The organism is Streptomyces sp. NBC_00620 (assembly GCF_026341825.1).
In the GTDB taxonomy this organism is placed as follows: domain Bacteria; phylum Actinomycetota; class Actinomycetes; order Streptomycetales; family Streptomycetaceae; genus Streptomyces.
Genome location: NZ_JAPENY010000003.1, coordinates 1,444,685 through 1,458,028 on the forward strand (window position 1 = coordinate 1,444,685; position 13,344 = coordinate 1,458,028).

Annotated in this window: 8 protein-coding genes; 3 read left to right on the forward strand and 5 right to left on the reverse strand. The window is 70.0% G+C overall.

Annotation, left to right across the window (positions count from 1 at the left end; genetic code table 11):
* Positions 1–3: 3 nt before the first annotated feature.
* From OG246_RS37665 to OG246_RS37675, 3 genes are all read left to right on the forward strand, one after another.
* Entirely contained in the window at positions 4–4,602 is a 4,599-nt protein-coding gene (locus OG246_RS37665) for a serine protease (RefSeq protein WP_266473410.1), read from the forward strand.
* Positions 4,603–4,674: 72 nt separating this feature from the next.
* Complete coding sequence (locus OG246_RS37670; protein WP_266473412.1) at positions 4,675–5,538, forward strand: helix-turn-helix transcriptional regulator; 864 nt, start codon at positions 4,675–4,677, stop codon at positions 5,536–5,538.
* A gap of 92 nt (positions 5,539–5,630) precedes the next feature.
* On the forward strand, positions 5,631–6,446 hold the full coding sequence (locus OG246_RS37675) for an SAM-dependent methyltransferase (RefSeq protein ID WP_266473415.1): 816 nt from the start codon (positions 5,631–5,633) through the stop codon (positions 6,444–6,446).
* Between the two features lie 64 nt (positions 6,447–6,510).
* Here OG246_RS37675 and OG246_RS37680 read toward each other — a convergent pair whose 3' ends face one another.
* The 5 genes from OG246_RS37680 to OG246_RS37700 form a co-directional block, all read right to left on the reverse strand.
* Positions 6,511–7,725: an esterase-like activity of phytase family protein gene (locus OG246_RS37680; protein ID WP_266473417.1), complete on the reverse strand. Its 1,215-nt coding sequence runs from the start codon at positions 7,723–7,725 to the stop codon at positions 6,511–6,513.
* A gap of 66 nt (positions 7,726–7,791) precedes the next feature.
* Complete coding sequence (gene dnaK, locus OG246_RS37685) at positions 7,792–9,696, reverse strand: molecular chaperone DnaK (RefSeq protein WP_266473418.1); 1,905 nt, start codon at positions 9,694–9,696, stop codon at positions 7,792–7,794.
* A 180-nt stretch (positions 9,697–9,876) separates the two neighbouring features.
* On the reverse strand, positions 9,877–10,305 hold the full coding sequence (locus tag OG246_RS37690) for an OsmC family protein (protein WP_266473420.1): 429 nt from the start codon (positions 10,303–10,305) through the stop codon (positions 9,877–9,879).
* Positions 10,306–10,403: 98 nt separating this feature from the next.
* A complete protein-coding gene (locus OG246_RS37695) occupies positions 10,404–12,209 on the reverse strand; it encodes a hypothetical protein (RefSeq protein ID WP_266473421.1) in 1,806 nt (601 codons plus the stop codon).
* Between the two features lie 28 nt (positions 12,210–12,237).
* The gene (locus OG246_RS37700) at positions 12,238–13,299 is read right to left on the reverse strand and encodes an ATP-binding protein (RefSeq protein ID WP_266473425.1); all 1,062 of its coding nucleotides are present in this window, start codon (positions 13,297–13,299) and stop codon (positions 12,238–12,240) included.
* Between the last annotated feature and the right edge of the window lie 45 nt (positions 13,300–13,344).

Consider the following 13,344-nt stretch of genomic DNA (forward strand, 5'->3'; position numbering starts at 1 on the left):
GCCATGCACGGCCAAGTCCTCGTCGGCGAGCGTTTCAATGGTGGGGGCTGCGCGGTGTCGCCCCGGGCCGTGCTCACGGCTCGTCATGTGATCCGTGACCGCAAGGACGCCCGACTGGGATTCCGGCTGCCGACGGGACGTACGGTCGAAGTCATCCGCACCGAGGACGACGAGCAACTCGACATAGCGGTCCTCCATCTGGCGGAGGACGTCGACGCCACGTACATCACCACGGCCGTCGCGGGAGACGAATGGCGGGTACTCCGTCCGCCTCCGGCGGGAAACGACCCCGAACTGTCCGGCACGGTGACCAGTGCCGCGCGACGGATCAAGAACGCACAGGGCCACGAGGTCGAGGTCGTCCAATTGCTCGTCGACGAGGACATGCGCGAGTTCTCCGGCTACTCCGGCAGCGCGGTCGTCCTTCCCGCCTCCGGCGGGGTCGCGGCGATCCTGGTCGAACAAGTGCATTGGCGTACCAAGACAGCGGGGCAGAAACCTGCCGCGTCGAACGTCCTCTACGCCGTACCCGTGCGCACGGCCTTGGCACGCTTCGGCTTGACCGGCGTGATCTCGGTCAGCGCCGGCCTGCCCCTGGACACTCCGATCGCCAACCTGATGGACGCGGCCCTCGGGAGTGCGCAGGAGCCGGTCCCCTTCGGCGGCAGGAGTGCCGAACTGGCGGACCTCACCGACTGGCTGCGAGACCCCCTGGCGAACGGACGCCTGCTGGTCACCGCCGCGGCGGGTCGTGGCAAGTCCTCGTTGCTCATCAGGTGGGTCGACTCGCTGTCCCGTTCTGCGGAATGGGCGGACGGGCTGTCCGTCGTCTTCGTGCCGATCAGCATCGCCTTCGAGGTGGCGACCCAGGACGTGGTGTACCGGGCGCTGGTGTCCCGCGTCGCACGTGTCTACCGGACGCCGGTCGTCGTCTCCGGCCGGGGAGCGGAGGAACTCAGGGATGAACTGGCACGCCTCCTGCACGATCGTCCGCCGTCAGGCCGGCTCCTCATCGTCGTCGACGGGCTCGACGAGGCGGTCGGCTGGGATCCGGGGCCGCACTTTCTGCCACATGACTTGGCGGACGGCGTACGCGTGGTCCTGTCCGCCCGGCACACGGCGGACCGTCCCACGGCACGGGACTGGCGTGACCGGATCGGCTGGCGCAGGGCCCGGACCCTGGAACTGTCCGGACTCACCGAAGAGGGCGTTCGTGATGTGCTGGCGCGACAGCCCGGCCTGCGGGACGGGTTGCCGGATCCCGAGGGTGTGGCCGCGGAACTGCACCGGGTGTCCGACGGGGAGCCGGTGGTTCTCAGGCTCTACGTCGACGAGATGACCGAACTCCTCCAGGAGAAGGGACGGATCCCCGAACCAGCCACACTGCGCTCCGTGGAACGGGGCCTCACCGCCTATTTCACACGCTGGTGGAGCGACCAGGAAGTGCAGTGGCGGTCCGGAACGGGGCCACCCTCCGCCGATGTGGGCGCGCTGCTGGACACCTTGGCGATGGCGCACGGCCCACTGACGCGAGGCGAGGCCGCACAGGTGATGCGCCGCCTGTCCGACGCGTCCCCACCGCACATGTCGACGGGCGACAGGCTCGACCAGGCACTCGTCGCCCTGCGCCGCTTTCTGACCCGGCGCGAGGGCGATCACGCTCTCATGCTGGCCCATCCGCGCTATGCGGCCGAGCGTCAGCGCCGGCTCCGCGAGGACGACGACTTCACACGGGTGGACCGCGCCTATCTCACCTGGGCCCGGGAGTCCCTTCGAGACGTGCGCAAGGGTCGCGCGACCGCCGACGGCATTCCGACGTATCTCGTGAGACACCTTGGACAGCATCTCGACCGGTCGGGGGCCACCGAACGCGGACTCCTGCTCTCGCTCGGCTCGTCCGAGTGGCGGCTCGCGTGGGACACGAAGGCGGAGGAGGTACACGGCCATCTGCCGGACGTTCAACGGGCGTTGGACGGGCTGATCACCCATGCGCGACGCGAGATCCCGCACCGGGCCGGAACGCTTCCGGTCGCCGCGGCCCTCGGCGTCGCCGCCTCACGGGCCGACACCAGCGCCCAGGCCGACTGCCTCTCACCCGAACTGGCCGTCGAACTCGTCCGCTGGGGCATCTGGAGTGAGAGCCGGGCGATCGGGTATGTCCGCGGCCGGGTGTCGGACGAGGAGCGCGCCACGGCCGTGGGACTGCTGATTCCGGTGCTGAACAATACGAGGCGCGCCGAGATCGACGCCCTCCTGGACAGCGCACGGCCTGCCGCGAACCTCGAATTCGCCGAAGCCCTTTCCGCATACACGGTGTATCTGGCCCGGACCGCGTCACCGAGCGAGGCGGTGCGAGTGGCCGAACACCAAGTCGAGCCTCCCACCTCGTACTCGGCGGGCGGTAGGAGACGCACCTATGAGGAGGCGTACGCGCTCGTCGGCCTCGTGTCGCAGGTGGACGACGGCCTCGCCGTGGAGACATGCCGGAAGGCCGTCGAACGCATCCACGAGTTGGGGGGCAGCCGACCGGATCTCCTACGCAAACTGACCGCCACGGTGCCCTCCCACCAGGCGGCGCGGATCACTGCGGCGCTCGGCTATCGCGATCCCGAACAGGCCGCGGCGCACTGGCTGCTGGGAGACCGAGCTCTGGGCAGCGGAAGGCTCCACGAGGTCGATCTCCTTGCCGGAGCGGTGACGGTGACCGCTCCCTGGCTGTCCGACCGCGTCCGCGCCGAGCGGCTGTCCGGCATGCTGGACGACCCACCGGACTCGATGTGGCTGTGGGCAGAAGTACTCAAGGAAGTGGCCGACCATCTGACGCCCGAACTGTGCCGTCGCGTGCGGTCCATGGCGCCGTCGCCCACGCCATCCGACCAGTGCAGGGTCTACGCGGCCCTGAGCAGAAACTCGTGCCCACCCGATGAACACCGGCAGATCGTGGACTTCCTGACCGCACACGCCGAGACAGCACTCAACGGCGGAGCCAGTGACGCGAGGCGCACCCTGACCGACATGGCGAGGGGCGGACTCGGGGGGCTCGCCCTTCGCATCATCGGCCGGGCCGAGGACCGCGACAGATTCTGGGGTGCGCTGGAGGCTGTCGCTCCGGCGCTGGGCGAGGAACTGATTCCCGAAGCGCTACGCGTCGCCACGACGGAAGCCGACGCGGGAAGACCTCTGGGTCTCCGAGCGGTGCTGGCGCGTTGGGCAGGCTTCGGGGTCCATGCGGCGCAGGCGGCGCTGGCCGCGACGTACCGTCCACACCTCACAGAAACATCGGTGGAGGCACTGCGGGCGAGCCTTGCCACCGAGCCTCCCGTCAGAGGGTGGACCGACACTCTCCGCGCTCTCGAAAACGGCGCTCTGAGGTTCGCGGCGCTGGCCGGAATCAGCGCACGTTTCCCCGTTCCGGCCGCAGAGGTACGGCAGTTGACGGCCCCCCTGCCATCCTGGATGAGGGATGCGGCGCGACGCACCGCATGCGCCGCAATGTCCCGCGAGCTCGATCAGGACACGGTCTCCCAGCTCATCTCCGACTACGGCCAAGAGCACGAGGACTGGCAGACTCCGGGCACGGGGCGCGTCTTCCACGACTACTTCGTCCCCCTCATCGAAACCGCCGGCCTCTCGGCCGCACTGGCCTGCGCCGAGCGCAACGGCAGCCCGTTCGCCATGGCCTGCGCAGTGTCGGCGGCCGGATCCGGACTGTCGCCCATGCTGATGTTCCAGATGAAGGCGGACGCGCGCCGACGACTGGCGAACTCTTCGGGCCACGCCAGCCGGACCAAGTCCGCCTGGCGCGCGGCGAACATTCTCACCGCCCTCCTCTCGTCGGTGCCCACCGCCGAGGCGGAGCGGCTCTGGGAGGAAGTGGAGACGTGCCTCCATGCCGAGAGGGCCGAGCATCCGTCGAATCTGGCCTGGGCGGCACAGCTCTTCCACCACGTTCCCGAGGGCCTTCGCGACAGGGCGTGGGATCTGCTCCTGCCACGCGGCTTCGCCGAGGGCGCGAGCGCGTACCCCGACGACGGCGACCGGGACAGCATTCCCGTCGGGTGGACCACCGACGTCTCGGCACTCATCGACGCCTTCGACCACGATCGTCTGGCCGTGCTGGCCGAGACCGCGGAAAGGCGGGTCGACAGCGCCGGAGAGCGCGATCGGCTCCGCGCTGCCATCGCGGTCCGCTCCGCGCGGCTCGGCGACATGGACCAGGCACTCCACATGCTCGGCCGATGCGGATGGGACCCGGTCTGCGCGGCAGCCGCCATGGACATCGCCGGCGAGATGCGCCCCGAGAGTCTGCGGGAGTGGATTCCCGCCGTCCTGAACCGGTTCTCCCGCGCGGGGAATCCCACTCTCAAGGCCGCCGTCCTGGCCAGCAGCAGCGCATTGCAGGCGTCGATGCCGCTGTCGACGGCAGCGGAAGTCACCAGTCGCTGGCTCGCCGAGAGACAGTGGCTGCACCGGCGCGAACTCGCCGCGGAAGCCATCGGACTGGCGCCCATGCTGCTCCGTCTCACCGAGGACGGCGACGCACTGCTCGCCGCCCTGCGGGGTGACACGTCTCTGAAAGCGCTGCGCGGACTGCTGGTATGAGGCCGAACCTGTGAGGGTCGTGGGGGAACATGACACACTGCGCGTGTACTTCGGCGCGTGGGGAGGCGTGGCGTGAGTGAGCGGCGGGCTGCGCCCACCGTGGGGCAGGTGGTTCTGGGGCGGCGGCTCCAGGAGTTGCGGGAGACCGCGGGGCTGAAGCGGGAAGAGGCCGCGCGTGTGCTGCGCGTTGCCCCGGCGACCGTACGGCGGATGGAGATGGCGGAGGTCGCCCTCAAAATCCCGTACGTACAGGTGCTGTTGACGACCTACGGCGTGGCCGACGACGAGGTGGCCGCCTTCATCGGGCTGGCCGAGGAGGCCAACCGGCCGGGGTGGTGGCAGCGGTTCCACGATGTGCTGCCGGAGTGGTTCAGCATGCACGTCAGCCTGGAGGGCGCCGCCCAGCTGATCCGCTCGTACGAACCGCACTTCATTCCCGGACTGCTGCAGACCGAGGAGTACGCGCGGGCCGTGCTGGAGGCCGGGACGGTCGGGCAGACGGGTCCCGAGTCCATCGAGCGGCATGTGGCACTGCGCATGAACCGGCAGGAGCTGCTCACCCGCGAGAACGCGCCCCACCTCTGGGTGATCATGGACGAGACGGCGCTGCGGCGCCCCGTGAGCATCGACAGCAAGGTCATGCGCGACCAGATCGACCGGCTCTTGGAAGCCGTCGAGCACGATCACATCACGCTCCAGATCGCCGAGTTCGAGAACGGCCCGCACCCGGGGACGTACACGTCCTTCGCGCTGTTCCGCTTCGCGGAGCCGGAGCTGCCCGACATGGTCTACAGCGAGTACGTGACCGGTGCCCTCTACCTCGACTCGCGCGCCGAGGTGGCCCTGCACCTGGAGGTCCTGGACCACATGTCGGCCCACGCGGCGTCCGCGCAGCGCACCAAGGAGATCCTCCAGGAGTTCCGGACGAGCTTCTGAGCCGCGAAGACGTAGCCGCCGCTTGAGCCTTGAAGACATTCGCAGACATCCGCAGACATTCGAAGGCCTTGAGAACACCGAGGAGCATCGCTGTGACCGGAAGTGACGCCGCGCCCACCCGTATCGACACCAGCCGTCCGCATCCCGCCCGTGTCTACGACTGGTGGCTGGGCGGCAAGGACAACTACCCGGTGGACGAGGAGCTGGCCCGGAAGATCGCCGCCGCGGACGAGGCCGCCGTGCGCAGTGCGCGCTCCAATCGCCGGTTCATGCACCGGGCCACCCGTGTCGTCGCGCAGGCCGGGATCCACCAGTTCCTGGACATAGGCACGGGCATCCCCACCGAGCCCAACCTCCACCAGGTCGCCCAGGAGATCGTTCCGGCGGCGAAGGTGGTGTACGCCGACAACGACCCGATCGTCCTGCGGCATGCCGAGGCGCTGCTGCGGGGCACCGCGGAGGGCGCCACCGACTATGTGCACGCCGACTTCCGCGACCCCGACACCATCCTGCGCCTGGCAGCCGAGCACCTGGACTTCGACCGGCCCGTCGCCCTGTCGCTGGTCGCGCTCACCCACTACCTCGACGACGCCCCCGACGGCGACGACGTGTACGGCCTGCTCGAGGGGTACGTCACCGCGCTCGCGCCCGGCAGCTTCGTGATCCTGTCCCAGGTCACCCCCGACCTCAGCCCCGAGACCATCGCGAAGGTCACGGGGCTCTTCCGGGCGAGCGGCACGCCCTTCCATCCGCGCACCCGCGCCGAGTTCACCCGCTTCCTCGACGGCCTGGAACTGCTGGCGCCGGGCGTGGTCCCGGCCGTCGACTGGCGTCCGGGACCGGGGGACGTGGCCGCCAAGGCCGAGGGAATCGTGCCCCTGTACGCGGCAGTGGCCCGCAAGCCCTGAGCGGGTGTGACACAGCCGCGGCCCGAAACCGTTCGGGCCGCGGCCGAGGCGGGCTTGCACACCCCTAGCGGAGGGCGCGCTTGTCCGCCTTCAGGCTCTGCGAGAGCTTGATGGTGATGAACTCGTTGTTGTCCGCCTTGCCCGGCGTACGGCCGGAGGAGAACGGGAAGTTGTTGTCGTTCAGGACGGCAAGCGTCCGGTTGTCGAGGAGGACCACGTCCTCGATCGTGGTGAACGGGAAGGTGAACGTCTCGCCGAAGCCGCCGAGGCCCTTCGGGTTCGCGATGTTCATCAGGTCGGCCACGAGGGTCTTGTCCATGGCCCCGTCGCCGTTGCGGTCACGGGTGTCGGCAAGGTAGATCCGCTTGAACTTGGCGTCGGCGCCCTGGCCGCCGTCGCGCTCGATGACCAGGAAGCGGTTCTTGTCGACGGCGATGGCGTCACCGATGGCGTTCGAGGGCGACTCGAGTCGGTAGGTGAAGCGCTTCCCGGTGTACTCGCCCGACTTCAGGTCGAACTCGCTGAAGCGCAGGTCGCCGGCGGTGTCACCGTTGACCGTGCCTTCGAGGAGCGGGTAGAGGTGACGGCCGTCGACCCCGCGGACCATGCCCTCGAAGCCCTTGCTGCTGCCGGTGGTGGGCTGGGCGCCGTTCAGGTACGGGTTCTCCGGCGCCTGCACTCCGTCGAGGGAGATCGGGGCCTCGAGAAGCTTGCCGGTCGGCGAGAAGTGCAGCAGGAACGGGCCGAACTCGTCGCCCAGCCAGTACGAGCCGTCGTACGCCCGCACGATGGACTCGACGTCGAAGTCGGCGCCGGTCAGCACCCGGTCGGCCCGGGTGAGCGGGAACGGCACCTTGTGGTACGGGTCGCTGAGGTTGAAGCCGCCCAGGACCTTGACCTTGCCGGTCTTCGTGTCCGGCTTGACGCGGTGCACGCGGAGCAGGAAGTCGGCGCTGTTGGCCTTGTTGCCGTAACCGTTGTCGGACAGCACGTCGTAGCTGCCGTCGTGGCGGTTGACGGCGCCGCTGAAGCCCTGGACGGGCTGGTCGGCGAACGGGCCGGTGATGCCGTTGAACGGGCCCGCTCCGATGGCCGAGCCGGACGGCTCGCTGTTCGGGACGAACGTCTCGGCCGGAAGCGAGGCGAAGCCGGTCAGTGTGGCCTGGCCGAAGGCCGTGGTGGCCTGACCGTAGTCCTTGGAGTCGCGGTCGGCCATGGCGGGCGACGCGAGTCCGACGGTCAGCGCGAGGGCGCCGACCGTGATCGAAAGTCTCTTCATGGCCCGCACGTTAGGGACCCCGGGTGACGGGCGGTCGAACACCAGACGAAGCGGGGCACCGGGATACTAGGCGGCACCGCCCTTCGCGTCCCTGCCCCTGTCCGCATCTCCACCCCTTTCCCTCTCTTCGTCCACGATCTCCGCGTCCACCACGCCTTCCTCCTCGCTCGGGGCATGCTCGGTGGCCGGCTCCTGCGGGGGCGTCTGCTCGGGCGCCTGCTGGGCCTGCGCGTACATCGCCTGCCCCATCCGCTGGCTCACCGTGGCGAGCTTCTCGACGCCGGCCCGCAGCTCGCTCGTGTCGGCGGGCTCCTCCAGGAGTTCCTTCAGCTCCGCGATGGCCGACTCGACGTCCGGCAGGGAGCCGGGCGGAATGCGCTCCTCGTTCTCGCGGATGAACTTCTCGGTCTGGTAGACGAGTTGCTCGGCCTGGTTGCGGGTCTCGGCGGCCTCGCGACGCTCCCGGTCCTCGTCGGCGTACTGCTCGGCCTCGCGCATCATGCGGTCGATGTCGTTCTTGGGGAGCGCGGAGCCGCCGGTGACGGTCATCTTCTGCTCGCGGCCGGTAGCGAGGTCCTTCGCGGAGACGTGCATGATCCCGTTGGCGTCGATGTCGAAGGCGACCTCGATCTGCGGCACCCCGCGCGGCGCGGGCGGCAGCCCGGTGAGGTCGAAGACGCCGAGCTTCTTGTTGTACGCGGCGATCTCGCGCTCGCCCTGGTAGACCTGGATGCCGACGGAGGGTTGGTTGTCCACGGCGGTGGTGAAGATCTCCGAACGCCGGGTCGGGATCGTGGTGTTGCGCTCGATGAGCTTGGTCATGATGCCGCCCTTGGTCTCGATGCCGAGGGACAGCGGGGTGACGTCGAGCAGGAGGACGTCCTTGACGTCGCCGCGGATGACACCCGCTTGGAGCGCGGCGCCCACGGCCACGACCTCGTCCGGGTTGACGCCCTTGTGCGGGTCCTTGCCGGTGAGTTCCTTCACGAGGTCGGTGACGGCGGGCATCCGGGTCGAGCCGCCGACCAGGATGACGCGGTCGACCGCGGACAGCTTCACGCCCGCGTCCTTCACCGCCTGGTGGAAGGGGTTCTTGCAGCGGTCGAGCAAGTCGGCGGTCAGCTCCTGGAACTGAGCGCGCGTCAGCTTCTCGTCGAGGTGCAGCGGTCCGTCGGCGGTGGCGGTGATGTAGGGCAGGTTGACGGTCGTCTCTGAGGCGCTGGACAGTTCGATCTTGGCCTTCTCGGCTCCCTCGCGCAGCCGTTGCAGCGCCATCTTGTCGTGGCCGAGGTCGATGCCGTGCGAGGCCTTGAACCGCTGGGCGAGGTGCTCGACGACCCGCTGGTCCCAGTCGTCGCCGCCGAGTTTGGTGTCTCCGTTGGTCGCCTTGACCTCGATCACGCCGTCGCCGATCTCGAGGAGCGAGACGTCGAAGGTCCCGCCGCCCAGGTCGAAGACGAGTACGGTCTGCTCCTCGCCACGGTCGAGCCCGTACGCGAGGGCGGCGGCCGTCGGCTCGTTGATGATCCGCAGGACCTTGAGGCCCGCGATCTCACCGGCCTCCTTGGTGGCCTGGCGCTGGGCGTCGTCGAAATAGGCGGGCACGGTGATCACGGCGTCCGTGACGTCCTCGCCGAGATACGCCTCGGCGTCCCGCTTCAGCTTCTGCAGCACGCGCGCGGCCAGTTCCTGCGCGCGGTACCGGGTGCCGTCGATGGCGCCCGTCTCGGGGAAGCGCCAGCTCGTCTCCCCCATGTGCCGCTTCGCGGAACGCGCGGTGCGCTCCACGTTGGTCACCGCCTGCCGTTTGGCGACCTCGCCGACGAGCACCTCGCCGTTCTTGGCGAAGGCCACCACCGAGGGCGTGGTGCGCGCGCCCTCCGCGTTGACGACGACCGTGGGGTCGCCGCCCTCCAGAACAGCGACCACCGAGTTCGTCGTACCGAGATCGATCCCGACCGCACGTGCCATGTCCATCCCCTTCCGCCCGCCTCTGACCGATCTGCCCGCCCCCAAGCACAAAACTTGAGTGAGCATCTGTCAATGGGGCGGTGCCCTGTGCTTCAAGGAGGCGGGGCCCCTGCGCGGGCCCGGACATGACGGCGCCGCGGCCCCCTCAGGGGGACCGCGGCGGCGCATTGTGCATCCGTGTCAGGCGAGCTTCGCCGACAGCGTGATCGTCGTGCCGGTGAGCGCCTGGCTGACCGGGCAGTTCTTCTTGGCGTCCTCGGCCGCGGCGAGGAAGGCGTCCTCTTCGATGCCCGGCACCGTGCCCTCGACGGTGAGGTGGATGCCGGTGATGCCCTCGCCGGGCTGGAAGGAGACGTCGGCGGAGGTGACGAGCTTGGTGGGCGGGGTACCGGCCCCCGCGAGGGCGTGCGAGAACGCCATGGAGAAGCAGCTGGAGTGGGCGGCCGCGATCAGCTCTTCGGGGCTGGTCTTGCCGTTCGCGTCCTGGGCGCGCGACGCCCACGTCACGGGCTGCTCGTCGATGGCGCCGGAGGAGTCGAAGGTGACGACGCCGTTGCCCTCGAGCAGGTTGCCTTCCCAGACGGTGTGTGCAGAGCGCGTGGTTGCCACGATGGGTCCTTTCGGGTGTGGTCCCGTTCCCGGGGTTCCGTACGCCCCATCCGATCACACCTCGGCCCGGAGCACCCAGTTGATGGGGCCGCGCCCGCTCAACTCACCCGGAACACCGGCCCCCGCGCGGTGAACGGCAGCCGCGCGCCCTGCGGAATCAGATACGCGTGCTCGCGCCGCACCCGCAGGACGTCGCACCAGCCGTCCGTGATCACCAGCATGGGCGCGCCCGGCGGGAAGTCGTCCGCGCGGTGCAGCAGGTCGACGCCCGGCTGCAGGACCGTACCGCCGCGCCCACGCACCCGTACCCGTCCGGCGATCTCCGTCACCGGCAGATAGCCCGCGTCGTGCGGGGCGGCGTCGCAGAAGACGACGCGCGCGGCCGGTACGTCACGGGCCTCGGCGTACGAGGCGATCGCGCCCAGCGCCTTGCCGAGCAGCGTGCGGTCCATGGACGCGGAGGTGTCGAGGACCACGCCGAAGGTGCAGCGGGCGATCTCCTCGGGCGGGAAGTAGCGGCCCGCGCGGGGGATGTCGGGGGTCGCCGCCTGGCGGCGCGAGGGGCGCGCGTATGTCCGCAGGGGCTCGGGGCGGGGCACGAACTCGTCGAACCAGCGGGCCAGTTGGGCGTCCCAGGCGAGCGGCGGATGGCTGAGCGCGCGGATCTCCTCGACCAGGCCGCCGGGCAGGAAGCCGCGCTCCTGCCGCTGGTGCAGGTCGAGTCCCTGACCGAGGCCCCGGCGGTAGAACTCGTCGAGGTCGACGTAGTCGCGAGGCGAGCCGAGCGGGCCGCCGAGCATGTCGCCGACGCCCTTGCCGCGCAGTGTGGACAGGCGGCGTATCCGGCGCAGGTCCGTCGCGATCCTGTCGTACACCTCCTCCGCCGACAGATCCCTCAACTCCACGTCGTACAGGAGCCCTTCGGGCATCACGCCGACCTGCATCTCGTTCAGCCAGCCGTTGATGACGTAGTCCGCGGCGATGTTGAAGAGGTACGGGTCGCGGGTGCCGCAGCGGTCGCTGTGGCGCAGGGCGGCGTGCAGCATCTCGTGGGCGAGGACGAACCGCCATTCCTCGTCGTCGAACTCGCGCAGCGGGTTGATGTAGATCTCGGCCGCCTCCGCGTTCACCGCGGCGATGGAAATGCCGTGGGCGCGGGCGAGTTCGGCGTCGGCGACGACGGTGATGCCGGCCGCGATGCCGCCGAGGAGGGGGTAGGAGGACACGAACCAGCTCAGCGCCTTCTCCCAGGGCTGCAACCGGGTGGGTCCACCGCGCATGGAGGCGCGGCGGCCGCCCGCCATGTCCATCGCCGCGGCCATGGTCCGGGTCAGCGCGTGCGCGAAGGCGAGCTGCCAGTCGGGCGCGGTGCCGCCGCTCCAGGTGTGCCAGGTCACGAGCAGCTGGTCCGGTTCACCGCCCGCCGTGCCGCACCGCTCGTACGCCGCCGGAATCCCGTCGCGGCGCCAGCGCGCGGCGAGCTGCTCCTCGTCGCCGGCGGGGTAGGACTCCGGCAGGTCCTCGGGGGTCAGGCCGACCGGGAAGCCGAGCAGGAAGCGGTTGACCACGGCGCAGCGGGCGGCGAGGTCGAAGCGGTCGGGCTGCACCCGTTCGCCGGTCGCCGCCGGGACATGGCCGAAGCCGAGGTGGATGATGGCGTGCGCGGCTGCCCAGGCCCATTCGGCGGGCTCGGCGCGGCGGGTGGGGTGCACATGCAGAACTCCGCTGGAGTCGACACGGACGAGGCCGTCACGGGGCCCGGCAGCGCAGTCCTTCTGACGGCAGGTGCTGAACCCGATGGCGGCAAGGGCGCGGTTGGCCCGCACCAGCCGCATCCCCTCGGCGAAGGCCTCGGCGGCCGGGTCCGGCTTCTCCTTGTCGCCCTGCTTGCGCTTGCGGCTCATCGCGGCGCCTCCGCCTCGCACGTGCGGTTCATCGCCGCGCCTCCACCAGACGCGGCATGTCCCGCGCCGCCTCCACCAGGAACCAGGCGGGCAGTACGGGATTGCCGTCGGCGTCGGACGCGATGACGCTCTGGGCGACCTCGACGGAGATCTCGGCGAGCTGGACGAGGAGCGACTTGGCGCGGAACGCGGTCTGCCGCCCGTGCTCCGAGGTGTGCTCCTTGCTGGCGGGCAGCTCCTTGACGAGCCGGCCGCGGAAGGACTCGGCGAGGTAGTAGAGCAGGTCGCGGTCCTCCATGCGGCTGGGCCAGCGGGCCTCGCCCTTGATGATGGCCTCGATGCCGAACCGGCTGCGCACGATCTTGACGTAGCCGCAGAAGGCGACCGCGTGCGCGGGAGTCAGCGTGCCGTGCGCGATCACCTTCAGGGTGTCCTCGTCGAGGTCCGGGCCGAAGGAGCGCAGGGCGTCGGAGAGCATGTGCCAGGAGCGGGGCGTGGAGAAGGGCTCCTCCGTCTTGGGCGGCTTGGACCACAGGTGGTCGGGGCGGTCGGTGAGGTGGTCCAGGATCCACGGGTGGATGTCGTTGGCGGCGGCCCACACCAGCCAGTCCTTCGGGGACGCCTCCAGGTGCACATGGGCGAGGCGGTTGATCAGCGCGGAGGCGATGGGACGCGCGAGGGCGTTGTCCGTGGCGCGGTTGCCCGCGCCGATCACGATCGAGCCCTGCGGCAGTTCGTAGTTGCCGATACGCCGGTCCAGGATGAGCGAGTAGAACGCCTTCTGCACGTCCGGCGTCGCCGCGTTCAGTTCGTCCAGGAACAGGCAGTACGGCTCGTCGCGGGCGATCGCCTCCGGTGGGCAGAACACCGAGCGCCCGTCGCGGATCTGCGGCACGCCGATGAGGTCCTCGGGCGCCAGCTGCGTACCGAGCAGGCTCACGCACTCCAGGCCGAGCGACTCGGCGAACTCCCTTACCAGGGAGGACTTTCCGATGCCGGGAGCGCCCCAGAGGAAGACCGGCTGAACGGTCGCGAGACCGAGCAGCAGCTCGGGTATCCGGGCGGGAGTGACGGTGACGGCTGCCTGCACGCAGGGACTCCAGGGGCGTTCGGGTAGGACGCGCAGGTGTGCGGT